Genomic DNA, 25,291 nt, shown 5'->3' with positions numbered 1-25,291 from the left:
CCTGCAGGGCGCTCGGCGGATGGGGCAGGGGCCTCGAGTGTCCGCCATCGCGGCCGGCGGGTCGAGGGTGCGATCGTGCTCAGCGCACCTCGATGCGCGTTCCGGAGGCTCCGTTGAGCAGCCGCTTGAGATGGAAGGCCGACAACGCATCGTCGGGCCGCAATCCGACCAGCGCCGCGAAGGCCGGCATGGCCCCGGCCTCGCCGGCCTCCAGCTTGGCGAAGGCGTCGAGGTAGCGGCCCAGCGTCTCGCCGTCGTATTCCTCCTCGGTCAGCGGCTCGAAGGCGCGCAGCGCGCCCTGCTTCCCGCGCAGGAGGAGGTCGCCGACGGGTCGGCCGCGAAACTGCTCCGCTCGGATCACCACGCTCTGGCTCACGCAGATCCGGGTGCCGAAGGCCTTGTTGGCGTTCTCCAGGCGGGCGGAGGTGTTGATCGTGTCGCCGTAGGCCGTGTAATCGAAATAGCGGCCGCCGCCGAAATTCCCGACGATGGCCGGCCCGGCATGGACGCCGATCCGCGTCGCGCCGATCTCGATCCCCCGATCCCGCCAGCGGGCCCGGAACGCCTCCGAGGCCGTATCGAGGGATAGCGCGCAGGCGACCGCCCGGGCCGCGTGGTCCGGCTGGTCGCCCGGTGCCCCGAACAGGACGTGGAGCGCGTCGCCGACGATCTTGGCGACGGTGCCCTCATGGGCGAAGACGAGGTCGGTCATCTCGGCGAAGTAGCCGTTCAGGATCTCGGCGAGCTGGGCCGGGTCCAGGCTCTCCACGAGCCCGGTGAAGCCGGCGATGTCGGTGAACAGCGAGGCCACCTCGCGCCGAACGCCGCCGAGCTCCAGACCCGACGCGTCCCCCGCCAGGCGCTCGGCGAGATTGGGCGAGAAGTACCGCGCCAGCGAAGCGTGCGCGCGCTCGGCCATCATCTGCCGTCGGCGCCCCTCGCGCAGGCTCCCGACGTGGCGGAGCGTCCGCTCGATCGTCGTCTCGAGATCGGTGAAGTCGATCGGCTTGGTGAGGAAGTCGAAAGCCCCGCGGTTCATGGCGGTGCGGATATTGGCCATGTCGCCGTAGGCCGAGACGATGATGGTCGAGAGCTTGTCGTCGGATTCCTGCAGCTTGGCGAGCAGCGTCAGCCCGTCCATGCCAGGCATGTTGATGTCCGACACGACCAGGTCGACGTCGCGGTTTGCGCCGAGCACCTCCAGGGCCTCGTGCCCGTCATGGGCGAACAGGAAGGTGACCTGGCCGCCGCGGATCTGGCGCCGGAATTTCTGGGTGATCAGCGCCTCGAGGTCCGGCTCGTCGTCGACGACCAGGATCTTGGCGGGCGGCAGGTCGGAGGTCATGCCGGCCCCGCGACGGAGGCGAGGCGGCTCTCGATCTCGGTCCGCAACAGGTCGAAATCGATCGGCTTGGTGATCAGGTCCACGGCGCCGCCGGCCAGGACCTTCTGGCGGGTCTCGGCATCGCCGTAGGCCGTGATCATGATTACCGGGACATCGGGGCGCGCTTCGCGCACGAGCGGCAGGAGTTCGAGCCCGGTCATGCCCAGCATGTTGATGTCCGAGAACATGAGGATGAGGCTCGCACCGTCCGAAGCTTTGACGCAGGCCAGCGCCTCGGGGGCCGAATGCGCGAATTCCATCGCGAACCGACCGGCGCGGAGCTCGCGGCGGAATTGCTGCCGGAACAGGTCGGTGACGTCGGGCTCATCGTCCACGACGAGGATGAGGACGTTCATGGCTCGCTCTTGGCTGGGGCGATGATGGGGTGCGCCTGGGTCGCGCCATCGCGGGGCAGCGTGATCGTGAATTCGGTGAAGTGCCCGGGCTCGGTGGCGACATCGATCGACCCGCCATGCTGCTTCACCAGGATGTCGTGGCTGAGCGACAGGCCGAGGCCCGTGCCCTCGCCGGCCGGCTTGGTGGTGAAGAACGGGTCGAACATCTTGGCCTTCACGCTGTCCGGGATCCCGGTGCCGTTGTCCCGGACCCGGATCTCGACCCTGTCGCCGAGATCGCGGGTGGTCACCGACAGGGTCGGCTCGTAACCCGGCTCGGCTCCGGCCGCCTTGCGCTTCTCGGTGGCGTAGAACCCGTTCGACATCAGGTTCAGGAGGACGCGGGTCAACTCCTGCGGGTAGACATCGGCAGAGCCGGCCGCCGGATCGTAAGCGCGCACGAGGGTGATGTTGAAGCTCGGCTGCGCCGCCCGGGCACCGTGATAGGCGAGGTTCAGGCTCTCCTCGACCAGGGCGTTGATCTCGACGGGGCGGTGCTCGCCGGATCCGGAGCGGGAATGCAGCAGCATGTTCTTGATGATCGAGTCGGCGCGCTTGCCGTGCTGCACGACCTTGCCGAGGTTGCCCTTGAGCAGATCGGCGATCTCGTCGACCTCCGCGCGGGTCTTCGCGTCCAGGTTTGCAGGTTGCAACACCTCCTGAAGCTCGTCGACCAGTTCGGACGATAGCGACGCGAAGTTGTTCACGAAGTTCAGCGGGTTCTTGATCTCGTGCGCGATGCCCGCCGTGAGCTGCCCCAGGGAGGCGAGCTTCTCGGACTGGATCAGCCGGTTCTGCGCCTTGTGGAGATCCTCGAGCGAGGTGTTGAGGTCGCGGGTCCGCTCCTCGACCTTGGCCTCCAGGGTCTCGTAGGATTCCTGGACCCGGCTTGCCATGAGGTTGAAGCGGTCGGCCAGGGTCTCGATCTCGTCGCCGGTGCGGATCACGATGCGCTCCGAGAGGTCCCCGGACCCGAACCGTTCCGCGCCGTCCTCGAGCTGCCGTATCGGCACAACCATGCGGTGGGCCAGGAAGGTCCCGGCCACCGTCGCGAGCATCACCCCGAGCCCCATCAGCGACAGGGTCTGAACGACCGAGGCATAGAGCGGCGCCATGGCCTCGCCCAGCGGCAGCTGGACGAAGACGATCCAGTCGACGCGCGGGATGGTGGCATGGGCCGCCAGCACCGAACCGCCGTCCAACGCGGTGGCGATCTCGTAATCCGCCGCGTCCGCGTTCCCCGCGGAGCCGCGTGCGGACAAAGCGGCCGCCACTTCCGGCAGGCTCGACAGGTCGGTGTCGCGCAGGACGAGGCTGAGATCCGGGTGGGCGATCAACCGGCCCGTGGCGGTGACCACGAAGGCGTAGCCGCCCGAGCCGTTGTGGATGCTGCTGACGACGTCCCAGATCAGCTTCAGGTTGACCTCGGCCATCGTCACGCCGGGGTCGCGTCCGGCATGGGCCACCGACACGGTCATGTACGGCTCGGAGCCCCGCCGGAAGTAGACCGGGCCGAACCAGACCTTTCCGGCGATCGCCTGGGTGAAGGCCGCCGCCGCGGAGAAATCCTTGCCGCTGCCGACCGCATCCGGCTCCAGCCGCGAGACCCGCAACTGCTCCTTGCCGCTCGGATCGAGATAGGCGACCTCCGTGATGGCGGGGGCCTGCCGCAGCAGCCGGATGAAGTCGTAGCGCTGCTGCTCGGGGGAGATCCGGCGCCACTCGGCCCGGGTGGTCCAGCCGATCTGGCTCTCGATCTCGGAGATGAAGGCCTCGACCCGTTCCGCCGCGGCGTGCGCCTTCTCCCGCTGGACCTCGATCGCGTTCCGCTTGGCGTCGCCGTAATTCAGGAACAGGTCGACGGCACCGTTGATCAGCAGGACGAGGGTCACCAGCCCGACGAAGGCGACCGCGAACTTCGCCGCGAGCGGCAGGCGGAAGCGCTCGGCGGCTGTGCTGCCCTGCGACGGAGCCGCATCGCGCGCCATCATTCGACGATCTCGTCCGCCTGGGCGAGCAGCGCCGACGAGATCGTCAGCCCCAGAGTGCGCGCGGTCTTGAGGTTCACGATGAAATCGAATTTCGTCGGCGCCTGGACCGGGAGCGTCGCGGGTTTCTCGCCGTGGAGGATGCGATCCACGTAGGACGCCGCGCGGCGCACCGCGTCGGCCGGGTCGGGGCCGTACGACATCAGGCCGCCCCGGTGGGCGAAGCGCCGGATCGCGAAGACCGTCGGGACGCGATGCTGGGCCGTGAGGGCGACGATGCGGTCGCCGTTGGCTTCGCTGAAGGTGCCGGGCGCCACGATCAGCCCGGCATCACCCCGTCGGCCGAGGCCTGCGACGACCGGGTCGATCGCGTCGGCCGTGGTGACCAACACCACCTCGGTCTCGATGCCGATGGCCGCCCCGGTGGTCGTGAGCGCCTCCGAGTAGAAGGCGCCGCGCCGGACCTCCGTGTTTGGGTTGGACAGCAGCGTGACGTGGCGGATCGTCGGCGCCGCCTCCCGGAGTGCGGCCAGCCATTTCCCCGCCAGCGACGCCTCGTACAGGGTGAAGCCGGTGATGTTTCCGCCGGGCCGCTGCAGGCTGGCGACGTAGCCGGACGTGACCGGATCGGAGGCGCCGACGAAGACGATCGGGATCGTCTTCGTCAGGGCGGACAAGGCGGAGAGCTGCGCGTTGAGGAAGGCGAAGATCACCTGCGGGCTCGACTGCACGATCTCGGCCGCCAGCGCGCGGGTGCGCTCGACATCCGCACCGCCCCAGCGATCATCGATCTGCAGCGTCGTCCGTCCGTGATCGCGCAGGGCCGACCGGAAGGTGTGCGCGAGCGAGCGGCCCTCGGCGCCTCCGTCCACGAACGGCCAGAGCGCGGCCACGCGCGGCTGCTCCTGCGCCCACGGAGCCAGCGGCCAGCCGGCCGCGGCCCAGGACAAGCCGGCGATGATGGTCCGCCGCCTCATCCGATCACCGCGCCGGCTCTTCCGTCATCGCGACTCAAACCCGATACCCCGCCGCTCGGACGGGCAGCTTAGTGCAGGCCCGGCCACCGCACCACGGCGAACCCGTGGACGCGGTTATCAGAATGCCAGACGCATCCCCCCAACGATGTTGCGTGGCGCACCCGCGAACACCGAGCCGGTGGAGGTGGCCAGCACCCCGGCGCCGTTCTGGAGGCCGGTGGCGCCACTGATCGAGTTGGCAAGGTTCTGGGCCGAGGCCGCGTAGGTCGTGTCGAGCAGGTTGCGGACTTCGAGATAGAGGTTCAGCCGCTTCGCGTAGCCGCCGGCCAGCTCGGTGGCGTAGTGCACGTTGGCATTGACGATCGCGTAGCCCGGCGCCTTCAGCAGGTTGGCGTTGTCGATGTAGAAATCGCCCTGCACCACGGTCTCGACGAAGGCTCCGAGGCCGGCAAGCGGCCCGGTGGGCACGTCGTAGCCCACACGCGCCAGGAGCTGATGGGCCGGGACGCCCGGGATCTGGTTGCCCGCCCGGTCGAACCGGCGGGTCAGGCTGCCGGCGCTCAGCTGCTCCGTGTAGCGCGTGTAGATCTGATCATCGAACGTGTAGGCCAGCGTTCCGCGCCAGCCCGGCGCGAAGGCCCAGTCCGCCCCGACCTCGAGGCCCCGGTGCTCGGAGGCCGGCGCGTTGAAGAAGTAGGTCTGGAGCCCTGCGCCCGGCGATTGCGAGACCAGCTCGTTGCGGAAGAACTCGTAGAAGCCGGTCACGCTGAGGCGCAGGGTCTCGGTCGGGCTCCAGTCGGCCCCGAGATCGAAGCCGAGATTCTCCTGGGTCTGGAGCTGGGTGTTGTTGCCCGGCAGCCCCGCCGGGGTGACGAACAGGTTGCTCGCCGCCGGGGTGGTGTAGCCGGTGGCGACCCGGCCGCGGATCGCCCAGGCCTCGTCCGGCCGGTAGACCAGGGCGAGTTCGGGGGCGACGTTGAGGAAGGTCCGGTCGGCATCCGCCACCGTCCGGTTCGCGCCGCCGGCGCTGTAGCTGTAGGCGAGGTTGCGTCCGGTGATGGATGTCCCCTCGGCGCTGATGCCCAGCACGCCGGTCCACTGATCGGACAGGGCGAGTTCGAGGCGGGCCCGGCCACCGAGATTCGACTGGACCGCGTCCTGGACACCGATCAGCGCCCCGAGCCGAGGGCCGCCATAGGGGGCGCGGTTGTAGGTCGCGATGTGGGTGTCGATCGTGCTGTAGGCGAGCGCGACGTAGCCCACGGCCGGGAGGCCGAACAGGTCGCCGCGGCGTGTCACGTCCGTCAGGACGTTCCAGGACGGGTAAGAGCCCTGGCTCGCGGTCGTGTAGAACGGCTGGTCGAAGTTTCGCTCGTCGAAGCCGAGCTGCGTCCGCCAGGTCGTGAACGCGTCGATATCGTGCTCCCAGCGCGCCGCCACGATGGTCCGCCGGTCCTTGCGCCCGAAGCCGCCCTCGTCGGCGGTCACCGGCACGGTCGCACCGAACGCGCCGTTGCCGAACAGGGCGAAGGTGGTGCAGCCGGGCGCCGCGCTCGCGGCCGCGGCGCAGCCCCGCTGGTAGGGGTTGATCCGATACTGCGCCAACGAGGAGCGGGCCGCGATATTGGCGTCGAGATTGTTGTTGATCACCTTCAAGGTGAAGCGGTTGTCCGGCGTCGGCGTGTAGCTCGCCAGCAGGTTGATGGTCTGCGTGTCGTAGCTCGAATGGTCCTGGTAGCCGTTGGCCCGGACGTCGCTGGCGAACAGGCTGATCTCGAACGGCCCGCTGGCCTTGCCCACGGTGAAGTAATTGCTGAGGTAGCCGAAGCTCCCGGCGTCGGTCCCGATCTCGTAGCCGTCGATCTCGCGGCCGGTGCGGGTGCGGAACGCGATGGCGCCGCCCGTGGCGTAGTTGCCGAACAGGGGCGATTGCGGGCCGCGGAACACATCGATCCGGCTGTAGGCCCGCGGGTCGGTGAGGTCGAAGCGCGACGCCCCGTCGGCCTGGGTGAGGATGAACCCGTCCTCCAGCACGACGGTGTTCTTGATCACGCCGCTGGAGCGGGCGTTGTTGCCGCGGATCGAGATGATCACGTCGCGGCCGCCATTGCCCTGGCGGACGGTGACGCCGGGGCTGTTCGCGAGCACCGAGCCGATGCTGGTCGCCGGCCGGTTGGCGATGGTGTTCTCGCGCCCGATCCCGGTGACGACCTGGCCGACCGGGTGCTCGATGACCGAGGGCGCAGAGCCCTGGGGGGCGGCCACGCCGAACGGCACGGCAACGGCGGTCCGGCCCGCGCCGGGCGCGGCTTCGCCCTCTACGGACAGCTCGTCCAGCGTGACGGCCTGCTGCGCCGAGGTGGGCAGCGTGCCGCCGGCCACCAACAGCGCCAATGTTCCGAACCGCGCGGCGGCCTGGTGAATCGACATCCCAATTTCTCGTCTGATCAATCAAGGGGCCGGACGGCACGGCGGCCGCACGGGGAGAGGCCGTGATCAGGCGGTGATGGGCGGTGCGCGCGGCTGGGCGACGACGCGCGGCGCCGGCCTCGGATCCGACGGTGGGGGGATCGGCCAGGCCGGCGCGGTCCAGCGCAGCAGGCGCGCCGCGCTCAAGAGCGCCGGAAGGGGCGGCGGGACCATGCCGGCGCGGCACAGCCGGCAGACGTCGCAGTCGTGGGGCGCCACCGGCCGGTTCGCGGAGGCGGCAATCGCGTCATCCCCGGGCGCGTGACCGCACAGGATCGTTCCGGGCATGTCGGGTGCCGCCAGCGCCATCCGGAGAGCTGCCATCGGCGCGAGCAGCTGCACCCAGAGGGCGAGCAGGATCAGTCCGGTCCCGAGGGGACCCGACCGCCTGCGCATGGGATCGACGTCGGTCGACACGGGCTTCGAGCCCGTCGGCCGGGGATCAGGCCGCCCCGCGACCGCGTGCGGCCTGCACGGCGAGGTCGAGGCCGATCATGCCGAGGATCGCCAAGCCGGTCAGGGGAAACAGCGCACCGAGGCCCGCGATCACCAGGGTGACGGTGACGACCACGCGCCGATCCCGCGGCCAGGGCGGGACGCCGAGTCCGCCGGCCGGCCGGCGCTTCCACCACATCGTGGCGGCGGTGACGGCGAGCAGGATCGTGGCGAGGCAGAAGGCCAGCATGGCGAATTGGTTGGCCCGGCCCCAATGCTCGCCCTTGTGGATGCCGATCCCGTACTGGATCGCCCGACCGACCGGCCCGAGATCGGCGAAATGCACGTCGACGAGGGGCGCCCCGGTATATTGATCGAGGGAGATCATCCGCTGCTGGGCGACGTCGTGGGGATAGGACGCCGCGGCGTAGACGCCGTCCGCGCCGACCGGCAGCGCCAGCTCGTAGCCCCGCGGCATGCCGAGCCGAGCCAGGATCGCGGCCGCCTGATCGATCCCGATGGGCTCCGCCGCCCGCCCGGAGGGCTGCGAGCGCGGCACCGGCGCATCCTGCAGGGTCCAGCCGGCATCCGGCAGACGCGCGCGCATCGGCACCGTGGAGACCGGCCGGCCAGCCCACAGGATCGCGGGCTGGCCGAGGCCCGCGGCATTCGACCAGCTGCGCAGCTGCTGCCCCCACCAGAGCGACCAGGGCAGTCCGGTGATCGCCAGGAAGAGCAATCCGCCGCCGGCGACGAACCCGGTCACGGCGTGCAGGTCGCGCCACCAGACCCGGCGACGCGGGCTGCCGCGTAGGCTCACGACGCCGCCCACCTGGCCCCGCGGCCACCACAGATACACGCCCGTGATCACCAGGATGATGGCGAAGCCCGCCACCACCTCGATCACCGCGTTCGCGAAGGTGCCGACATAGCTGAGGCTGTGCAGGCCGCGCACGACCATCATGAACTCACCGTCGCGGTCGACGCGGTCGAGCACCGATCCGGTATAGGGGTCCAGGTAGACGAGACGCTTGCGGCCGCCTTCCGAGAGGGTGACCAGGGCCGAGGCGTCGGGTGCGGCCGGGTCCGTGTAGGAGAGCGGCACCCCGTCCGGCTCGGCCTGCAGGGCGTTGAAGATCAGCCGGTCCGGCCCGAGCGGCGGCGTGGCCTGATTCGCCACGCGGGTCCGGTAGGCGAACAGGCTGCCGTTGATCTCATCCTTGAACAGGTAGAGCGCGCCGGTCGCCGACAGGGTGATCAGGAAGGGCAGGCACAGCAGCCCGGCATAGAAATGCCAGCGCCACACGGCGCGATAGACCGCCTCGCGGGAGGCACGCAGAGCGGCGACGGCCCCGAAGGCGGGGGCGCTGCCGTGCAGGAGAATCGACATGGGATTGGTCCGGGCCTGAACGATCGGAAGACGGGATCGTCAGGCGGCCGGCGGACCTCGGGCGCTGGTGGCGGTGAGCGGCGGCCCGGTCTTCGGATGCGCCGCCTCCGCGCGCCAGACGAGGCGCAGGGACGGTGCGAACGGCCAGGCCACGGCAACCGGCTCCGATGCCGGCAGCGCAACGCCGGTCACTTGCACCAGGGTACAGCACGGATGGGCGTGGAGCGGGGCCGGACCATCCTCCGGCGCGCCGGACGCGTGCTCGGCGCAGAGGACCGCGCCGGGTGATCCAAAGGCGTGGGCCGGTGTGGCGAAGCCGAGGAAGGCCTGGAGCAGCAGCGCGTAGAGCGCGACCATCCCGATGATCGCGCGGCCTTGAACCGTCTGGGGCAGGCACCGGCGCATGGGTCTTTTGTTAGGCGTCGCCGCCGTCCACCGTCAACGGGGCGCAGGCGCATTCACGTGTCGATCGCGTCGCCGCAGACTGGTGCAACCGGCCCCGCGATCAGTGGCAGATGATCTGGACCGTGAAATCCCGGGCCTTCTCGGCAATGCCCGCACCGTCCATCGGGTCGGTGGTGCGGACATTGATCGGCGCCTCGACGCCGTTCGCCTCGAGGAAGTTCAGGGCGATCGTCGACTTGATGGCGAAGTTGACGTTCTGCGGAACGTCCCCGGACGCGAAGGCAACCTGCTTCGATTGGACCACGCCGACGATGTTCCCGTACTGGTCCAGGGCCGGGCCGCCGCTGTTGCCCTGGTGGACCGGCGCCGAGATCTGAATCTTGCGGGTGTCGTCGCCCGAGCCCGCGGTGGCGGTGACATTGCCGATGGTGAAGTTGCCGGTCGAGGCCAGGACATCGCTCTGCGGGTAGCCGTAGACATAGACGTTCTCGCCGAGCCGCGCCCGGACCGACAGGGGCGGGACGACCTTCTGCGAGGTATCGGTGGCCAGCACCGCGAGATCGTTGGTCGCGTCCTTGGCCACGAGCCGCGCCGGGATCGAGGGGCGGCCGGGCTGCCGGACGGAGAATTCCGAGCAGGATTCGACCACGTGATTGTTGGTGAGCAGGTGCCCGCGCTCCGACACGTAGAAGCCGGTTCCGGTGCTGACCATGCCGGCCTCGAGCTTGCGCGACTTGGGGAGGCCGGGCGCCTCCTTCGCGGCGGCGGAGATCACGTCCTTCTGGCAGCCCATGACGGCGTCGAACGCCTCGGTGGATCCCACGAGCGACAGGACCGCGATCTGCCGCCCCTGGAAGATCACGCTGATCGTGCCCGAAGCGGACAGATCGGCGACGAACCGTTCCTTGAGGCCCGACTGGAACAGGCCGCGGGCCTCCCCGCGCTCGAAGCCCGTGAAGGTGCCGCGCCATTTCTCGCGGCCGGCGAGCATCTGCAACTCGTATTGCCCGCCGACCTCCAGCGACCGCCATTTGGGGTTCGTGAGCGCCAGATAGGACGAGCCGCGGGCACCGCCGAAGCCGAACCACAGGGTCGTGCCGTCCCCATAGCTCGCCGCGGCGAGGCAGCCGCCGAGGCTCTCGCTGTAGCCGATCGACCAGCCGGCGACTTTCCCAAACGTCTTGTCGACCGTCAGGTTCGGCGGGGCCGGCGAGGCCGAGGCTGGTGTCGCCGCGAGGCTCGCCGTCAACAGGGCAGACCAGGCAAGCTTCGATCGGGACATGGGGGCGATCCGGTCTGCGTCAGGGGGAAGCGGCTCAGCGCTTCTGGCTCACCGCCGTGGTGGCGCTGCCCTGCGACGGCGCGAACGGATCGGCCGAGGCATTCACCACCTGCGCCCCCGACGGTCCCGCCGCCGGCTGCATCGGACGCTGACGCGCCCGCGCGACCCGCCGATGCGGCGCACGCCGCACCTCGTGGATGACCCGGACGGTGCGCGTCGGCGCACGGTAGATGACCACCGGGCGCTCCCGCGCGGCTTGCGCGGCGATCGAGCCCGCGATGACGCCCCCCAGCACGCCGCCGGCCAGGCCCCCGAACACGGCACCGGCGCTCTGCGCCTGGGCCGGCACGGGCGCGAGACCCATCCATGCAACCGCGCCGGCCGCACAGGCGGCAACCAGGAAACGCCCCGTCATAAGCTTGCCCTCATCAGATCAGAATCGAATCAGGATCAGATGAAAGCTTATCTCGACGCCCGGTCTTGTGAAGTGCCTTCGTTGAGGGCTACGTATTTAAGGTTGCCGGCAGACTAATTGATTCGCGCGCCGGTGCGTAATCAATGCCGAGGGATATCGCGACGGGATGCTGAGCACGCGGCCATCTGGCCAACCTCAGGGGTCCGCAATGCCGCGACAGCACGCCGAACGCGGCCCAAGATTCATTGCCTGGACGGGCGCCGCCGCAACGCGATCCGAACGATTCGGTCATGCCGCGCCGGCAGGAGGCGGCAGCGCAATGCCAAGCGCGGCGCTCACGCATCCTGCGCCCGACGCTCAGCTGCGTCCGGCGGTCTCGCTAGCGATGTAAGTGACGTGAGGTGGCTGGGGGACCTGGATTCGAACCAGGACTAGAGGAGTCAGAGTCCACCGTTCTACCGTTAAACTATCCCCCAACAGGCCGGTCGATCCATAACCTACGCGACCGGACAGCGCCCGTGCCGGCTTGGCGGCTCCGGGCCTGCGCGGTGAGATATGCGGAATGCCGCGGCAGGTCAACCGTGCGTTCTGCGGTTGACGCGGCGCCCGGGGCGTCCATAACCGGGACGCCGCTTCTGCGGCCGGGAAGGGTGGCCGAGTGGTTTAAGGCAGCGGTCTTGAAAACCGCCGTGGGGGCAACTCCACCGTGGGTTCGAATCCCACCCCTTCCGCCAGATCAGAACACATTGCGGGCGAGCGGCCGCCACCTCTGTGGAAGACAAGGCAGCCGCCATGGGCCGGTCGTAGCCGTTGACCGCGCGTCCAGCATTCGCGCTTCGGAACACGTCTCCGGCGCTCCAATGTTACGACGCAGTGTCGATCGGCCGGGTGTCCGAGCGCCGACGATACCGCTGATAACCCAAATCCCCCGCGAATTTACCCGTCCTTAACGCTGCGATCGCAATCTCCGCGCGACGGGAGGGCGCGGAATGCTCGATCAATATGGCGGGCGGGCAAGCGGCGCCGCGTCCGGCGGGGCTGCGATGCGCAGCTTGGCCAAGGCACGGGACCATCGGGCCCGCGGACGATTCGACCGGGCCGAATCGACCCTGCGGCGGGTGCTCGGCGCCGAGCCCAACCATCCCGAGGCGCATTACGAGCTCGGCCAGATCGCGGCGCGCCACGCCCCCGAGAAGGCCGTGACCCATTTCGTCACGGCGCTGCGGGGCGCGCCCGAACGGCCGAACTACTGGCTGGCCCTGGCCACCGCGCTGCTCGCCGTGGACCGTCAGCCGGACGCGCGCGCGATCCTGCAGCGCTACAAGGCGCAGAGCTTCGGCCCCGAGGCGCAGCCGCTCAACGCGGCCTTCCTGGAGAGCACCTTCGCGTCGGCGCAGCTGCGCTACGACAGGGCCGAGTACCGCTCGGCGGAGGCGCTGCTCGACCTCGTCCTCCTCCTCGACGAGACCCACGCGCACGCCACCTATCTCGCCGGCGTCATCGCGGCCCGGACCAACCGGCCCGAACTGGCCTATGACCTGATCAGCATCGCGCTCTACCGCGAGCCGAAGAACCCCCTGTTCTTCAGCGGCCTCAGCACGGTCCTGACCAATCGCGGCGATTACGACGGCGCCATCTCCGCCCTGGAGAAGGCCCTCGAATTCGATCCCGACCTCGCGATGGCGCATGCCAACATCGCCGGAGTCTATCAGCGTCGGTTCCGGTACGGCGAGGCCCTGCGCCACGCCGAGCGGGCGATCGTGCTGGAGCCTGGCAATGCCGGCGCCCACAGCAACCGCGGCAGCGCCCTGCTGGCCCTCGGGCGTCTGGGCGAGGCCGTGGAGGCGTTCGACCGGGCCCTCGGCCTCGATCCGTCCAAGCTGTTCGTCGCCTCCAACCGCCTGTTCGCCAAGCTCTACGCCGCCGACATTCCGCACGCGGAATACGCCGCCGACGCCCTGGATTACGGCCGCCGCTATGCGGACCCGCTCCTGCGCCGCCGTCCCTTCGACAACGATCGCGACCCGGAGCGCAAGCTGCGCGTCGGCTTCGTCTCGGGCGATCTGTGCAACCACGCCCTGGTTCGCTTCTTCGAGCCGTATCTGCGCGCCATCGACCGGGACAGCATGTCGGTGCTGGCCTACATGACGCATGCGAGCGAGGACGCGTTCTCGCGGCGGTTGAAGCCGCTGTTCGACGGCTGGCACAATCTCGCGAACCTCGACGACGACGAAGCGGCCGACCGGATCGAGGCCGACGCGATCGACATCCTCGTCGACCTGTCGGGCCACAGTGCCGGCAACCGGCTGCTGGTGTTCGCGCGCAAGCCCGCCCCCGTCCAGGTCACCTGGATCGGGCATCCCGGCACGACCGGACTGGCCGCGATCGATTACCGTCTGACCGACGCGAGCACCGATCCGCTCGGCCTCGCCGAGCCCCTGCATGCCGAGCGTCTGTGGCGCCTGCCGCGGGTGAGCGCCACCTATGCCGGCGTCGACAACCTGCCGCCGGTGCGGGAGCGGGCGCCCTTCGAGGATGTGGGCTACATCACCTTCGGCTGCTTCAACCGCCTGACCAAGGTCTGCGACGCCGTCCTCACGACCTGGGCGAGCATCCTAGACGCGGTGCCGGAATCCCGGCTGTTCATGGTGGTGGGCGACATCGGGACCCCCGAGGTCCGCGAAGCGGTAGAAACCCGTCTTACCGCGGCTGGGCTGCCGCTCGACCGGGTGATCTTCCAGCCGCGCGTCAGCTCCGGCTACCACGAGCTCTATCACCGAGTGGATATCGCCCTGGATCCGTACCCGTATAACGGCGGCACAACGAGCTTCGATACCCTGTCGATGGGGGTACCCTTTGTCGCCCTCAGCGGAGATCACGCGGCGGCCCGGGTCGGGTCATCGATACTGAGGGTGATCGGCTTGCCAGAGCTGGTCGCCGACAGCCAGGACGCCTACGTGGCGATCGCCCGCGATCTGGCTCTCGACCGCGATCGGCTGCGGACAATCCGGGCGGGCTTGCGCGAGCGTCTCCATGCCAGCCCGCTCATGGACCACGCCGGCCTCGCCGCCGATGTCGATGCGGCGTTCCGGGCGATGTGGCGCCAGTGGCTCTCCGAGGGGCAGGTCTGAATTGCGATTCGGTGATCGTGCGGAAACCGCCGCCCGCCGACCCGGATACCGGTTCGGCGGCCGCAAGGCCGCCGATTCGAGGACCGGGCTGCGGGTCCGTGCGGGCTCAGGCACAGCATACGGTTCCTCCTGTCCGTGCCCTCGTCGTCGGGGTCAGCGAGAGGCTTGAAGGAGCCATTACGGGTCGCGTGGCCGGCAGAAGCACGCTTTCGGGGCTCGGCGATGCGGGCACCTCCGGAGGGAGGGCGCTCGCGTTGGTGGGGGGCCCTTCGGTTCCGGAGCGAGCCCTGTCGTGTCGTGCGGTAACGCCACCGGGCGCGGCTCTCGCCGAACGCGCGCTCATGACCGGGCGCGGATCCGTGGCCGAACCGTGCGATCCGCGCCTCCAGCCCGCTGAGAGCGGCGATTTCAACCGATCACATTGATCTGCGCACTATCGAGTGCGCGAATAGAAGTCGCGGCCGTGACCGTGGATCCTATCGAGCGACGCGTTGTTTCTGCTGCTCTTGAAATATAGGGCCTGCTTTTCTGGTGCAGCTGGAAGATCATCAATTCTCGGATTGTTGTGCGATCCCAGAAAACACTCGTTAACCACGTTTGTCGAACGCCTTTTTTCGGCTATCAAATCAATATCTCGGCAAGCCCTTGGGTGATACATCGCCGGAGCCGCCAATAAGACGGCTTCTCGATCAAAAGGATCGTTCCGATGTCTTCCAGCGTCACCCTCACCGCCGCCACCCGCCAGAACCTGCTCTCGCTGCAGGATACGGCTTCGCTGACCGCGACCACCCAGAACCGGCTCTCCACCGGCCTGAAGGTCTCTTCGGCGCTCGACAACCCGGTGAGCTTCTTCACCTCGCAAGCTCTCAGCCAGCGGTCCGGCGACCTCGGCAACCTGCTCGACGGTATCTCGAACGGGATCCAGTCGATCCAGGCCGCCAACCAGGGCATCACCTCGATCCAGAAGCTGGTCGATCAGGCCAAGTCGGTTGCCAACCAGGCGCTGTCCACGCAGATCACCACCACTGGCACCGCCTCGACCGCCTACAGTGCTGCATCCGCGAGCACGGTTAACCTGTTCGTCAACGGTGCGGCCACCAGCGTCGCACTGGCAACGACGGACACGCTCGACGGAGCTCTGACCAAGCTCAACGCCGTCGTCGGCGCCGGCAGCTTCACAAAGAGCACGGACGGCACCAAGATCGTGATGAACGCGTCCTCGGACGTGGAATTTGCATCCGCGGGCGACCAGACGATCTTGGGCTTCTCGGCCGGTACGGCCGCGTCGGGCCCGACCTACGGCACCACCACCGCAGTCGGTCAGAGCTCGGACCTGAGCGTGTCGGGCGTCTCGGCCCGCGCGACGCTCGCCTCGCAGTACAACAGCCTGCTGACCCAGATCGATCAGCTCGCCGGCGATTCGAGCTTCAACGGCACGAACCTGATCAACGGCAAGGGCGACAACAACAACCTGACGATCAACTTCAATCCGAAGGGCAACTCGAACCTCACGGTCACCGCGACTGACGAGACCTCGAGCGGTCTCGGCCTGACGTCGATCACCAGCACCTCGACGAAGACGTCGACGGTCGGGCAGGGCAACTTCCTGCTTAACGCCGACATCAACACGACCCTGAACAAGCTCACGACCGCATCGAGCCAGCTGCGGACCGACGCTTCGACCTTCGGTTCGAACCTGTCGGTGGTGCAGAACCGTCAGGACTTCAGCAAGAACCTGATCAACGTGCTCGACACCGGCTCGTCGAACCTGACGGCGGCCGATCTCAACCAGGAGGCTGCGAACTCGCAGGCCCTGTCCACCCGTCAGTCGCTCGGCATCTCGGCCCTGTCGCTGGCGAACCAGGCCCAGCAGGGCATCCTGCAGCTGCTGCGCTAAGCGTCAGCCGCATCAACGTCGGAACGGCCGGGGCCTCGCCCCGGCCGTTTCTTTTTGGCCCCGGGGCTCAGCTGCGCCGGGACGAGGGCGCCCCCGCGCGCCGGAGGGCCTCGGCGAGGGCACCCCCGCCGGTTTCCGGACCCGGCCTCGATCGCGCGTGGCGCGGGTCGGGCGCCGGTTCGCTGGAGCGCCGCGGCTGCGCGCCCGGCTCGATCGGGTCGTCGAGCCGCATCGACAGGCCGATGCGCTTGCGCGGGACATCGACGCTGAGCACCAGCACCCGGATGACCTCGCCGGTCCGGACCACCTCGGCGGGCGAGGCGATGCGCCGGCGGGCCATGGCGGAGATGTGGACGAGGCCGTCCTGGTGGACGCCGATATCCACGAAGGCGCCGAACGCCGCGACGTTGGTGACCACGCCTTCGAGCTGCATGCCGGGGCGGAGGTCGCCGATGGTCTCGACGCCCTCCTGGAAACGCGCCGTCTGGAAGGCCGGGCGCGGATCGCGGCCGGGTTTCTCCAGCTCACCGATGATGTCGCGCACGGTCGGCAGGCCGAAGCGCGTATCCGTGAAGGCTTCGGGGGAAAGCTGGCTCAGGGTCGCGCTATTGCCCAGCAGCACCCGGATATCGCTCTTGGTCGCCTGAAGGATCCGCCGCACCACCGGGTAGGCTTCCGGATGGACGCCGGAGGCGTCGAGCGGATCGTCGCCGCCCTGGATGCGCAGGAAGCCCGCGGCCAGCTCGAAGGTCTTGGGACCGAGACCCTGCACCGTCTTGAGCGCCGCCCGTGTCCGGAACGGGCCGTTCGCGTCCCGGTGGGCGACGATCCGGTCGGCCATCGACGCGCCGAGGCCCGAGACCTGCGCGAGCAGGGCAGGGGAGGCGGTGTTCACGTCGACGCCCACGGCGTTCACCGCGTCCTCGACCACCGCCGAGAGCTGGCGCGACAGCTTCGTCTCGCTGACGTCGTGCTGGTACTGCCCGACGCCGATCGATTTCGGGTCGATCTTCACCAGCTCGGCGAGCGGATCCTGGAGCCGGCGGGCGATCGAGGCGGCGCCGCGATGCGACACGTCGAGATCGGGCAGCTCCCGCGACGCGATCTCCGAGGCCGAGTAGACCGAGGCGCCGGCTTCCGAGACGGTGACCTTCGCGAGCGTCAGGTCGGGATTGGCGGCCACGACCTCGGCGGCCAGCCGCTCGGTCTCCCGGGAGGCGGTGCCGTTGCCGATGGCGATCAGCTCGACTTGGTGCTGGCGGCAGAGCCGGCCGAGGCTCGCCACCGCCTCCTTCCAGCGCCGCTGCGGCTCGTGCGGATAGGTGGTCTCGACCGCCACGATCCGCCCGGTCCGGTCGGCCACCGCGACCTTCACGCCGTTGCGGTAGCCGGGATCGAGCCCAAGCGTCGCCCGGCCGCCCGCGGGGGCGGCGAGGAGCAGGTCCTTCAGGTTGCCGGCGAAGACCTTCACGGCCTCGTCCTCGGCCCGCTCGAACAGCCGGGTGCGCAGATCCTGCTTGATCCCGGTCCGGATCTTGGTGCGCCAGGCGGTGCGCACGGTCTCCATCAGCCAGGCATCGCCCGGCCGGCCCCGCGCGGCGATGCGATGCCGGCTGCAGATCGCGGCCTCGAACGGTCCGGGCCGGCCCGGCTCCGAATCCTCGCCTTCGGCGGTGAAGGCGACATCGAGGATCCCTTCGCGTTCCCCGCGCAGGATCGCGAGGATCCGATGCGACGGCATGCGCTCCATTCGCTCGGACCAGTCGAAGTAATCCGAGAATTTCGCGCCCTCGGCCGCCTTGCCCTTACGGATCTTCGAAGCGAGCTGGCCGATCCGCCAGAAATCCGCGCGCAGGCGCCCGACCAGATCGGCATCCTCCGCGAGATGCTCGATCAGGATCGCCCTGGCGCCTTCCAGGGCAGCCTCGATGTCGGCGATCCCCTTCGCTTCGGACACGAACGGCGCCGCGGCGCTCTCGGGCGCGACCTCGGGCTTGGCGAGCAGCGCCTGGGCCAGGGGCTCCAGCCCGGCCTCCCGGGCGGTCTGCGCCTTCGACCGGCGCTTGGGCTTGTAGGGCAGGTAGAGGTCCTCGAGGCGCGCCTTGGTGTCGGCGGCGGCGAGGGCGGCGGCGAGGTCCGGCGTCAGCTTCCCCTGGGCGCGAACGCTCTCGACGATGGCGGTGCGCCGGTCGTTGAGGTCGCGCAGATAGGCCAGACGCTCATCCAGCTTGCGCAACTGGGCGTCGTCGAGGCCACCGGTATTCTCCTTGCGGTAGCGGGCGACGAACGGGACGGTGGCGCCGCCGTCGAGCAGCGCCACGGCGGCGGCGACCTGCGCCTCTCCGACCCCGAGTTCCTCGGCGATCAGCGCGTTCACGGATGTCATGCGGGCTCCGGCAGCGAGGGGCGGGGCCCTGCCATAGCCACCGGACGCCCGGATGCAAGGTGCCGGCGGTGCCGGTCAGTCGTCGCGCTCCGGCTCGTCGGCGGATTTGACGGAGCGGGCGAAGTCCAGGACGCGCCGTCTCTCCGAAGAGTTTTCGAGGGCGAGCCACAGACGCAGCAATTCCTCGGCGTCTGCCAGGCGGTCGGGCGTCGTCTCGCCGAAGAAATCCTCGGTCGAGCAGCCGAGCGTCCGAGCGAGGTTCTGGAGCGTCAGGCGCGACCGTTCGGCCGAGGATTCGCTGCCATTCGCCATGGATTGGGTCCGATTCGTCGCCTCAGCAAGCGATGCCGCACAGGTATCCGCTGAACAGTCGCAGCTCGTGATGGACGAGAGATCCGGTCGGACCGATCGCCTCCGGGTTGCTTGACCTGGAGCGACGCGCGGGCCGAGAGGCGCCGGGGCTGCAAAGCGTTGCAACGCGCCCGCGCTCCATCGCGCCGGGATCGAACCGATTCGGGCCGCTACGGTCAAGGTGCGCGGGGAAACCTTCCGGTGTCGGTACGCAATCAGACCATCGAACGGTGAGGGTGTGGACCGGCATCGGCGGCGCCCGAACGCCGCGCCGCAAGGGCGTCATCGCACTGTCACCGGTGCGTGCTCGATTCTCCGCAACACGTCCTGGATGGCGAGAAGCCCGTGCGCTTCGAGATCCGCGCCAGCAACCGGTCGCACTGGTCCTGGGTCCTCGTGAACGAGACCGAGGAGACGGTGGTCGAGTCCCGGCGCGGCTTTCCCTCTCAGGCGCAGGCGACGGCGGCCGCGATGGCCTTCGCGCAGCTGGTCGCCCGGGCCGGGCGCAATCTCGCGGGTGTCCCGCGCGCCGGCGGCTTTCTCTAGGACGAAACGGCCTCAAGGCCTCTCGCAGAAGGCCGCCGGCGTCATCCCGTGCAGGAAGAGGCGCCTGGGGCGCTCAGGCCCGGTGCCGCAGCAAACCCATCACGCTCCAGCAGGCGATGAAGCAGCCGACGCCCATGGCGCCGAGGCAGCTGATGGTGCGCACCGGCTCGCCGCGGGCCAGCACGATGGCGAGGGCGAGGGGCAGAAGCAGGAACGCGAGCAGCAGGGTCATGGAGAGCTCCCTTCGGGCCAACCGAATCTAGGGCCCGATGGTTAATCACTCCTGTCGGCGGCGGCCCGGGTTCGATTGCTTGAGCCGACACGACACGCCGCCGAACCGGCATCCCCCTCGACAGCGGGCGCTAGTTCAGCCGCACCAGCCGGTCGAGGAGCGCGCGGTCGTGCAGCAGCGCCATGCGTTCCTTGGGCGAGAGCCACGCCCGGGCTTCGGCCACGGTCTCGGCCTCGCAGATCTTGGCGGTCGCCAGGGTCTGGTCCGGATCGATGGCGCCCCGGGGGCGCGACAGGCCGACCGGCAGCATGCGGGCATGGGCCTCGGCCAGGGCCGGGTCGGCGTGGAGCGCCTCGAGGGCGTCGGCATCGTCGAGACCCTGGGCGGCGTTGCGGGCCGCGAGGGCACCGGCCCGGAGGGCGATTTCCGGCGGGGTCGCCTCCTCAGGGGTGGCGAGCAGCAGGCGGCGCTTGAGGGCGAGGCCGAGGCCGAGCTGGCCGCTCGCCCAGGAGATCGGGATCGCCAGCACGAGGCCCAGGATCGTCGGGCTCATCCAGAGGAACAGCGAGGTCGCGAGCGCGAAGGCCGCGATCCCGGCCACCAGGCCGAGCGCGGTGTGCCAGCGATGGCGGGCGACGATGTCGCGCATCGGGATCGAGCCGTCGTCGCGCCGCTGCGGGTTCCAGCCGGTGTCGCGCCCGAGCAGGATGCCCATCACCGAGCCGGACTGGATCACCATCGCCACCGGGGCGACCAGGGCCGAGAGCAGGATTTCGACCAAGCTCGACAGGACCAGCCGGCCGGCGCCGCCGCAGGCCCGGCGCACCGGGCCGTCCAGCAGGGCCAGGATCAGGCCGAGGACCTTCGGGGCCAGCAGCACCGCCATGGTCAGGCCGAACAGCTGGAGCGCGCGGACCGGGTCGAACCGCGGGAACACCGGCGAGAACCCGGCACCGCCGAAATAATCCGGCCGCTCGGTGGCGGTCTGCAGGACCAGAAGGATACCGACCACAAGCTGGCACAGCCAGAGCGGGGAGGCGAGGTAGCCGGCGATGCCGGTGGCGAAGTGCTGGCGGGTCGCCGGGTGCAGGCCGGCGGCGCCGATCACCCGTGCGTGCTGGAGGTTGCCCTGGGCCCAGCGCCGGTCGCGCACCGCGACGTCGATCAGAGAGGGCGGGCTCTCCTCGTAGGAGCCCGGCAGGCGGTGCAGCATGTAGACCGCCCAGCCCGCCCGGCGGATCAGGGCCGCCTCGACGAAATCGTGGGACAGGATGTGGCCGCCGAAGGGCGGCTTCCCGGGCAGGTCCGGCAGGCCGCAGGATTGCGCGAAGGCGCGGGTGCGGATGATGGCGTTGTGGCCCCAGTAATTGCCGTCGCGCCCCGACCAGGCCGACAGCCCGGCGGCGATCACCGGCCCGTAGATCCGGGCGGCGAATTGCTGGAGGCGGGCGAACAGGGTGTTGCGGTTGATGATCAGCGGCAGGGTCTGGATGATGCCGGCATCCGGGTCGGCCTCCATGGCGGCCGCGAGCGCCACGATCGCCGGGCCGCTCATCAGGCTGTCGGCGTCGAGCACCAGCATGTGGTCGTAATGGCCGCCCCAGCGGGTGACGAAGTCGCCGATATTGCCGGCCTTGCGGTGATGATTCTTGGGCCGGTGCCGGTAGTAGAGTCGGGCGCCGTGGCCGAGGCGGCGGCGCAGGTCGAGGAAGGCCCGCTCCTCGGCGATCCAGGCATCGGGCTGCGTCGAATCGGAGAGGACGAACCAGTCGAAATGGTCGCCGAGCCCGGTGGCCTCCACGGCCTCGCGCATGGCCTCGACGCCCGCGAAGGTCCGGGCCGTGGCCTCGTTGTAGACCGGCATCAGCACGGCGGTGCGGCTGTGGAGCGCGGTCGGGACCGGGGCCGGCCGCTTTCGGCGCAGCAGCAGCGCGAAGCCGAGCAGGCCGCTGGTGAAGGCCAGCGCGATCCACGAGAAGGTCAGGCAGAACAGCACCACCAGGACGAGCTGGAGGGCGGTCGGGCTGCCGGAGACCGACACGGTCTCGACCATCTGCCAGCCGCCGTAGCCGGTGAGCGCCAGGGCGCCGCCGAACACGAACAACCGGGCCGCCCAGGGGCTTCTCGTCTTGCGCGCCGGCCGGTGGGCGGCCGCGCGATCCCAGGTCGAGAGATCCTGCACCGGCATCGCCAGGGGCGCCTCGGGCGGCATCGCGGCTTTCGTGTCGGGACGCGCGGCGCCGGCATCCGGGCGGGATGCGGGCGGCGGCAGGGTGGTGGTCTCGTCCAGGCGCACGGTCGGGTGTGATCCTCGGGGTGATGGGCGGATAGGAATTACGGCGTCCAGCGGAACAGCCAAGTCTCGCTGGCGCGGTCCTGGCCGCGCCGGAGCCCGAGGCGCAGCTCGCTCGCCCGCTCGCTGCCGGGATCGAGCTCGAACAGCACCCGCAGGGTCCGGCGCTCGGGGTAGTGGAACCGGTCCTGCCGGGTGATCGTCCCGGCCGAGGCGCTGAGCGCGACCTCGATCTCCTCGGGCCGGGCCAGCCCGTCGCCCTGGAAATCGACCGCGAACAGGCGGCGGGTGCCGGTGCTGCCACGGCCGCAGCGGCTGTCCTTCACCCGGGCGAGCTCGGGGGGCAGCGGATCGGGCCAGCCCTTGGACCAGTGCTGGCGGCACAGGAAGCGCATCTCGCCGCCCTTGGCGAGCTTCGCCTTCGGGCGCCAATAGGCGAACACGTTCTCGTTCAGCCCGGAATCGCTCGGGATCTCGAGAAGCGTCACCGCGCCCTCGCTCCAATCGTCCTGCGGCTCGATCCAGAGGGACGGGCGCTGCTCCCAGTGCCGGCGGTCATCCTCGAAATCGTCGTAGGCGCGGGCGCGCTGCATCAGGCCGAAGCCCTTCGGACCCCGGTCCAGGAAGGCCGAGACCTGCAGCGCTTCCGGGTTGTGCACCGGGCGCCAGATCGGCTCGCCAAAGCCGTTGCGGATCGCCAGCCCCTCCACCGAGAAGGCGGCGGCGCGCAGGTCGTCGACCTTCTGGCGGTCGAGCGGCCCGAACAGGTAGCTGCCCTGCATGCCGCCGAGCCCGATATGGTCGAGCTCGGCCCGGGCGAACACGGTGCCGTCGATGCCGGCGACGGAAGCCTCCCGGCCCGGCGTCAGCGTGAGCTTGAACGCGGCCGTCGCCGATTCGGATTCGACCAGTGCGTGGACGACGATCGGCTGCCCGGGGGCGGGCGCCTCGATGAACAGGGCCCGGAACAAAGGGAATTCCTCGCCGCGGGAATCGGCCGGCCGCAGGGCGAGCGCCCGGGCGTTGATGCCGAAATCCTGGCCCTCGGCGACCAGGCGGAAGAACGAGGCGCCCTGGAACAGCGCGAAGTTCGACACCTCCCCGCCGTCGCCGAAGCGCGCCCGTAGGCGGAAGCCCGAGAAGGCGGTGTCGGCGGTCAGCTCCGGCAGCGCGATGTTGGCCGCGATCAGGCTGTCCTTGTCGTAGGCCAGAGGCTGGACCCGCCCGTTCTCGACGGTGAACAGCGAGACCGGCGTGTCGAAGATCGAGCCGCGCAGGAGCGGCTCGATCTCGTAGCCGAAATCGCGCCCGGCCCAGACGGCGCGGCCGGGCACCGGGTGGATCGCCTCGTAGGCGTCCCGGGACAGGCCCTTCAGCACCGCCGGCACGTCGTCGGTCCGGGGTGCCGCGTAGGGCGCGCCGGCGCGGGCCCGGGCGATGTCGGCCAGGGTGTTGGCCTCGAACGGCGCGCCGGCGCCCGGCAGCGTGGTCGCCGGGTTGGTGCCCCGATCCGGCTCGGCCGCGCGCGGGATCGCCGGCAGGAAACCCGCGGCGGTGCCCACGGCTCCGGCCAGGACGGCGCGGCGGGTGGGAACGGCGGCGGATCCGGCGGCGGTGGTCATGCGGGCCTGCGTCTCAGAGGGCGGAACGGTGCCTGTATACCGGGAGACCGGCTGAACCCAGGGTTAAGCGACGCTCCGGACGGAACGGGCGTGCCTCCGTTGACTTAGCGCAAGCCGGCTCTCTAATTCCGGGGACTGAATCGCACGGGGGAGGCAGCATGGGATCGTTGCGGGTCACGGGCCACGGCGTGGATCTCGGAGAGAGTCTGCGCGGCCGTATCGACGAGCGGATATCGGGAACGCTCGACAAATACCTCGACTCGCACATGAACGATTCCTGCACCGGCCACGTCACGCTCAGGCGCGACGGAACCGCGTACCGGACGGGTTGCGTGCTGCATCTCGCGTCGGGCCTGACCATCGAGGCGGTGGGCGTGTCCCACGACGCGCGGTCGAGCTTCGAGCAGACCGCCGACAAATTGGAGACGCGCCTGCGTCGCTACAAGCATCGGTTGAAGCAGCACGCAAGCGGTCCGAGCGAGGCCGCGGCCATCGAGGCCGCCTACGCGGTGTTCGCCCCGCCGGACGAGGTGGACGAGGACGAGCCCGAGGACGGCGACGCCCACCCGCCGATCGTCGCCGAGAGCACCAAGACCCTGCAGCGCCGGACCATCGGCGAGGCGGTGACCGCCCTCGATATGACGGGATCCCCAGTGGTTGTGTTCGTCCACGCTGGCACCGGGCGCGTCAACGTCGTATACCGGCGCAGCGACGGTGCGATCGGCTGGGTGGACCCGCCGGGCGCCGTCGACTGACGCGTGTGGACCGGGAGGAACGGAGCCGGAACCGGCCCGTTCTCCGGCCCATTGATAGTCAGGGGCGCCGGACAGGACGCCCCTGCGACGAGGCCCGCTCCGACGCGGACGGGCGACGGGGCAACGGTCGATCGATGCCAATTTTGGAATTCCTCGACCCCGAATCGGTCGTGCAGTCCCTGCGCGCGCGCGCCAAGAAGCAGGTGCTTCAGGAACTCGCCGCGCAGGCGGTGCGCCGGCTGCCGGCGCTCGACGAGCGGCCGGTCTTCGACACGCTGCTCCAGCGCGAGCGGCTGGGCTCGACCGGGATCGGGGAGGGCGTCGCCATCCCGCACGGCAAGCTGCCGGGTCTCGACCGCCTGTTCGGCCTGTTCGCGCGGTTCGACCGGCCGATCGATTTTGAGGCCCTGGACGGTCAGCCGGTGGACATCGCCTTCCTGCTGCTGGCGCCCGAGGGCGCGGGGGCCGACCACCTGAAGGCGCTGGCTCAGGTCGCGCGCGTCCTGCGCGAGCCCGGCATGCTCACCCATATCCGGGCCGCCCGCGATGCCGGCGCCCTCTACGCGCTTCTGACCCGCTCCACGGCGCCCCAGGCCGCCTGATGCCGACGGTGTTTCGTCTCGCCGCGAGCCTCACGATCCTCGTGAGTCTGTCCGGAATCGCGCGGGCGCAGAACGAGGCGACCTGCGGGCGCGATGTCCTGGTGGCCCAATCGATGCAGCGCCAGGCCCTGGAACAGCTGGAGCAGGCGGACGGCGACGACGCCAAGAATTGCCGCGTCTGGCGCCGCCACGTCGACACGATGCGCCGGGTCGCGAGCGTCTACGGCCGATGCCTCTCGGGCTCGGAGCGCGCGCAGCGGCTCGCCCAGGTGCAGGGATCCGACCGGGAGTTTTCCGCGGCCATCAAGGCGCGCTGCGGCGGGCATTGAGGCGGGA

General features: G+C 69.9%; 21 protein-coding genes and 2 tRNA genes. 7 read left to right on the top strand and 16 right to left on the bottom strand.

Features of this window, described 5'->3' with window-relative positions; all coding sequences use genetic code 11:
- Positions 1-79: 79 nt before the first annotated feature.
- The 11 genes from LGR69_RS15520 to LGR69_RS15470 form a co-directional block, all read right to left on the bottom strand.
- Entirely contained in the window at positions 80-1,345 is a 1,266-nt protein-coding gene (locus LGR69_RS15520) for an adenylate/guanylate cyclase domain-containing protein (protein ID WP_230366561.1), read from the bottom strand.
- Positions 1,342-1,740, bottom strand: a complete 399-nt coding sequence (locus tag LGR69_RS15515) for a response regulator (RefSeq protein WP_230366560.1) — start codon at positions 1,738-1,740, stop codon at positions 1,342-1,344. Before LGR69_RS15515 ends, LGR69_RS15520 begins: the two co-directional genes overlap by 4 nt.
- Entirely contained in the window at positions 1,737-3,770 is a 2,034-nt protein-coding gene (locus LGR69_RS15510; protein WP_230366559.1) for a sensor histidine kinase, read from the bottom strand. The genes LGR69_RS15515 and LGR69_RS15510 overlap by 4 nt, the downstream gene beginning before the upstream one ends.
- Positions 3,767-4,744: an ABC transporter substrate-binding protein gene (locus LGR69_RS15505; RefSeq protein WP_007568657.1), complete on the bottom strand. Its 978-nt coding sequence runs from the start codon at positions 4,742-4,744 to the stop codon at positions 3,767-3,769. The genes LGR69_RS15510 and LGR69_RS15505 overlap by 4 nt, the downstream gene beginning before the upstream one ends.
- 117 nt (positions 4,745-4,861) lie before the next feature.
- Positions 4,862-7,174 carry a TonB-dependent receptor family protein gene (locus LGR69_RS15500; RefSeq protein ID WP_230366558.1) on the bottom strand — a complete coding sequence of 771 codons (2,313 nt, stop codon included), beginning with the start codon at positions 7,172-7,174 and terminating at the stop codon, positions 4,862-4,864.
- Positions 7,175-7,240: 66 nt separating this feature from the next.
- Entirely contained in the window at positions 7,241-7,609 is a 369-nt protein-coding gene (locus tag LGR69_RS15495) for a DUF2946 family protein (protein ID WP_230366557.1), read from the bottom strand.
- A 46-nt stretch (positions 7,610-7,655) separates the two neighbouring features.
- Positions 7,656-9,038 carry a PepSY-associated TM helix domain-containing protein gene (locus LGR69_RS15490; protein ID WP_230366556.1) on the bottom strand — a complete coding sequence of 461 codons (1,383 nt, stop codon included), beginning with the start codon at positions 9,036-9,038 and terminating at the stop codon, positions 7,656-7,658.
- Positions 9,039-9,077: 39 nt separating this feature from the next.
- On the bottom strand, positions 9,078-9,443 hold the full coding sequence (locus LGR69_RS15485; RefSeq protein WP_007568661.1) for a hypothetical protein: 366 nt from the start codon (positions 9,441-9,443) through the stop codon (positions 9,078-9,080).
- 100 nt (positions 9,444-9,543) lie between these two features.
- Complete coding sequence (locus LGR69_RS15480) at positions 9,544-10,725, bottom strand: S1C family serine protease (RefSeq protein ID WP_230366555.1); 1,182 nt, start codon at positions 10,723-10,725, stop codon at positions 9,544-9,546.
- Positions 10,726-10,759: 34 nt separating this feature from the next.
- Positions 10,760-11,089, bottom strand: a complete 330-nt coding sequence (locus LGR69_RS15475; RefSeq protein WP_139221048.1) for a hypothetical protein — start codon at positions 11,087-11,089, stop codon at positions 10,760-10,762.
- Positions 11,090-11,542: 453 nt separating this feature from the next.
- Positions 11,543-11,616 (bottom strand) — tRNA-Gln (locus LGR69_RS15470).
- 168 nt (positions 11,617-11,784) lie between these two features.
- Between LGR69_RS15470 and LGR69_RS15465 the strand changes: the two genes are divergently transcribed.
- From LGR69_RS15465 to LGR69_RS15455, 3 genes are all read left to right on the top strand, one after another.
- Positions 11,785-11,874, top strand: a tRNA-Ser gene (locus LGR69_RS15465).
- A gap of 255 nt (positions 11,875-12,129) precedes the next feature.
- Positions 12,130-14,271 carry a tetratricopeptide repeat protein gene (locus LGR69_RS15460; protein ID WP_230366554.1) on the top strand — a complete coding sequence of 714 codons (2,142 nt, stop codon included), beginning with the start codon at positions 12,130-12,132 and terminating at the stop codon, positions 14,269-14,271.
- Positions 14,272-14,977: 706 nt separating this feature from the next.
- A complete protein-coding gene (locus LGR69_RS15455; RefSeq protein ID WP_230366553.1) occupies positions 14,978-16,168 on the top strand; it encodes a flagellin N-terminal helical domain-containing protein in 1,191 nt (396 codons plus the stop codon).
- Positions 16,169-16,235: 67 nt separating this feature from the next.
- Here the strand turns inward: LGR69_RS15455 and LGR69_RS15450 are convergent, their stop codons facing one another.
- Positions 16,236-18,554, bottom strand: coding sequence for a Tex family protein (locus LGR69_RS15450; protein ID WP_230366552.1), 2,319 nt, complete (start codon positions 18,552-18,554; stop codon positions 16,236-16,238).
- A 75-nt stretch (positions 18,555-18,629) separates the two neighbouring features.
- Positions 18,630-18,866 carry a hypothetical protein gene (locus LGR69_RS15445; RefSeq protein ID WP_007568671.1) on the bottom strand — a complete coding sequence of 79 codons (237 nt, stop codon included), beginning with the start codon at positions 18,864-18,866 and terminating at the stop codon, positions 18,630-18,632.
- Positions 18,867-19,250: 384 nt separating this feature from the next.
- On the opposite strand from LGR69_RS15445, the gene LGR69_RS15440 reads away from it, so the two are divergent.
- Positions 19,251-19,451, top strand: a complete 201-nt coding sequence (locus tag LGR69_RS15440) for a hypothetical protein (RefSeq protein WP_091864264.1) — start codon at positions 19,251-19,253, stop codon at positions 19,449-19,451.
- Between the two features lie 73 nt (positions 19,452-19,524).
- Here the strand turns inward: LGR69_RS15440 and LGR69_RS15435 are convergent, their stop codons facing one another.
- The 3 genes from LGR69_RS15435 to LGR69_RS15425 all read right to left on the bottom strand — a co-directional run bounded on the left by LGR69_RS15435 (position 19,525) and on the right by LGR69_RS15425 (position 23,598).
- Positions 19,525-19,683 (bottom strand): hypothetical protein, encoded by a 159-nt coding sequence (locus tag LGR69_RS15435; protein WP_167369087.1) that lies wholly within the window; start codon positions 19,681-19,683, stop codon positions 19,525-19,527.
- Between the two features lie 130 nt (positions 19,684-19,813).
- Positions 19,814-21,979 carry a glucans biosynthesis glucosyltransferase MdoH gene (gene mdoH, locus LGR69_RS15430; protein WP_370881345.1) on the bottom strand — a complete coding sequence of 722 codons (2,166 nt, stop codon included), beginning with the start codon at positions 21,977-21,979 and terminating at the stop codon, positions 19,814-19,816.
- A gap of 38 nt (positions 21,980-22,017) precedes the next feature.
- Positions 22,018-23,598, bottom strand: a complete 1,581-nt coding sequence (locus LGR69_RS15425; RefSeq protein WP_268868596.1) for a glucan biosynthesis protein D — start codon at positions 23,596-23,598, stop codon at positions 22,018-22,020.
- Between the two features lie 158 nt (positions 23,599-23,756).
- On the opposite strand from LGR69_RS15425, the gene LGR69_RS15415 reads away from it, so the two are divergent.
- The 3 genes from LGR69_RS15415 (at position 23,757) to LGR69_RS15405 (ending at position 25,284) form a co-directional block, all read left to right on the top strand.
- Complete coding sequence (locus LGR69_RS15415; protein WP_007568681.1) at positions 23,757-24,353, top strand: ribosome hibernation promotion factor; 597 nt, start codon at positions 23,757-23,759, stop codon at positions 24,351-24,353.
- Positions 24,354-24,487: 134 nt separating this feature from the next.
- A complete protein-coding gene (ptsN, locus tag LGR69_RS15410) occupies positions 24,488-24,955 on the top strand; it encodes a PTS IIA-like nitrogen regulatory protein PtsN (RefSeq protein ID WP_007568683.1) in 468 nt (155 codons plus the stop codon).
- Positions 24,955-25,284 carry a hypothetical protein gene (locus LGR69_RS15405; RefSeq protein ID WP_230366551.1) on the top strand — a complete coding sequence of 110 codons (330 nt, stop codon included), beginning with the start codon at positions 24,955-24,957 and terminating at the stop codon, positions 25,282-25,284. The genes ptsN and LGR69_RS15405 overlap by 1 nt, the downstream gene beginning before the upstream one ends.
- Positions 25,285-25,291 lie beyond the last annotated feature (7 nt).

The organism is Methylobacterium brachiatum, from assembly GCF_020523825.1.
GTDB lineage: Bacteria > Pseudomonadota > Alphaproteobacteria > Rhizobiales > Beijerinckiaceae > Methylobacterium > Methylobacterium brachiatum.
This window is presented reverse-complemented; position numbering and strand designations above follow the sequence as displayed.

Coding starts and splice junctions, on each gene's coding strand:
- LGR69_RS15520 (WP_230366561.1), bottom strand. CDS start 1,345: ATGACCTCCGACCTGCCGCCCGCCAAGATCCTGGTCGTCGACGACGAG.
- LGR69_RS15515 (WP_230366560.1), bottom strand. CDS start 1,740: ATGAACGTCCTCATCCTCGTCGTGGACGATGAGCCCGACGTCACCGAC.
- LGR69_RS15510 (WP_230366559.1), bottom strand. CDS start 3,770: ATGATGGCGCGCGATGCGGCTCCGTCGCAGGGCAGCACAGCCGCCGAG.
- LGR69_RS15505 (WP_007568657.1), bottom strand. CDS start 4,744: ATGAGGCGGCGGACCATCATCGCCGGCTTGTCCTGGGCCGCGGCCGGC.
- LGR69_RS15500 (WP_230366558.1), bottom strand. CDS start 7,174: ATGTCGATTCACCAGGCCGCCGCGCGGTTCGGAACATTGGCGCTGTTG.
- LGR69_RS15495 (WP_230366557.1), bottom strand. CDS start 7,609: ATGCGCAGGCGGTCGGGTCCCCTCGGGACCGGACTGATCCTGCTCGCC.
- LGR69_RS15490 (WP_230366556.1), bottom strand. CDS start 9,038: ATGTCGATTCTCCTGCACGGCAGCGCCCCCGCCTTCGGGGCCGTCGCC.
- LGR69_RS15485 (WP_007568661.1), bottom strand. CDS start 9,443: ATGCGCCGGTGCCTGCCCCAGACGGTTCAAGGCCGCGCGATCATCGGG.
- LGR69_RS15480 (WP_230366555.1), bottom strand. CDS start 10,725: ATGTCCCGATCGAAGCTTGCCTGGTCTGCCCTGTTGACGGCGAGCCTC.
- LGR69_RS15475 (WP_139221048.1), bottom strand. CDS start 11,089: ATGGGTCTCGCGCCCGTGCCGGCCCAGGCGCAGAGCGCCGGTGCCGTG.
- LGR69_RS15460 (WP_230366554.1), top strand. CDS start 12,130: ATGCTCGATCAATATGGCGGGCGGGCAAGCGGCGCCGCGTCCGGCGGG.
- LGR69_RS15455 (WP_230366553.1), top strand. CDS start 14,978: ATGTCTTCCAGCGTCACCCTCACCGCCGCCACCCGCCAGAACCTGCTC.
- LGR69_RS15450 (WP_230366552.1), bottom strand. CDS start 18,554: ATGACATCCGTGAACGCGCTGATCGCCGAGGAACTCGGGGTCGGAGAG.
- LGR69_RS15445 (WP_007568671.1), bottom strand. CDS start 18,866: ATGGCGAATGGCAGCGAATCCTCGGCCGAACGGTCGCGCCTGACGCTC.
- LGR69_RS15435 (WP_167369087.1), bottom strand. CDS start 19,683: ATGACCCTGCTGCTCGCGTTCCTGCTTCTGCCCCTCGCCCTCGCCATC.
- LGR69_RS15425 (WP_268868596.1), bottom strand. CDS start 23,598: ATGACCACCGCCGCCGGATCCGCCGCCGTTCCCACCCGCCGCGCCGTC.
- LGR69_RS15415 (WP_007568681.1), top strand. CDS start 23,757: ATGGGATCGTTGCGGGTCACGGGCCACGGCGTGGATCTCGGAGAGAGT.
- ptsN (WP_007568683.1), top strand. CDS start 24,488: ATGCCAATTTTGGAATTCCTCGACCCCGAATCGGTCGTGCAGTCCCTG.
- LGR69_RS15405 (WP_230366551.1), top strand. CDS start 24,955: ATGCCGACGGTGTTTCGTCTCGCCGCGAGCCTCACGATCCTCGTGAGT.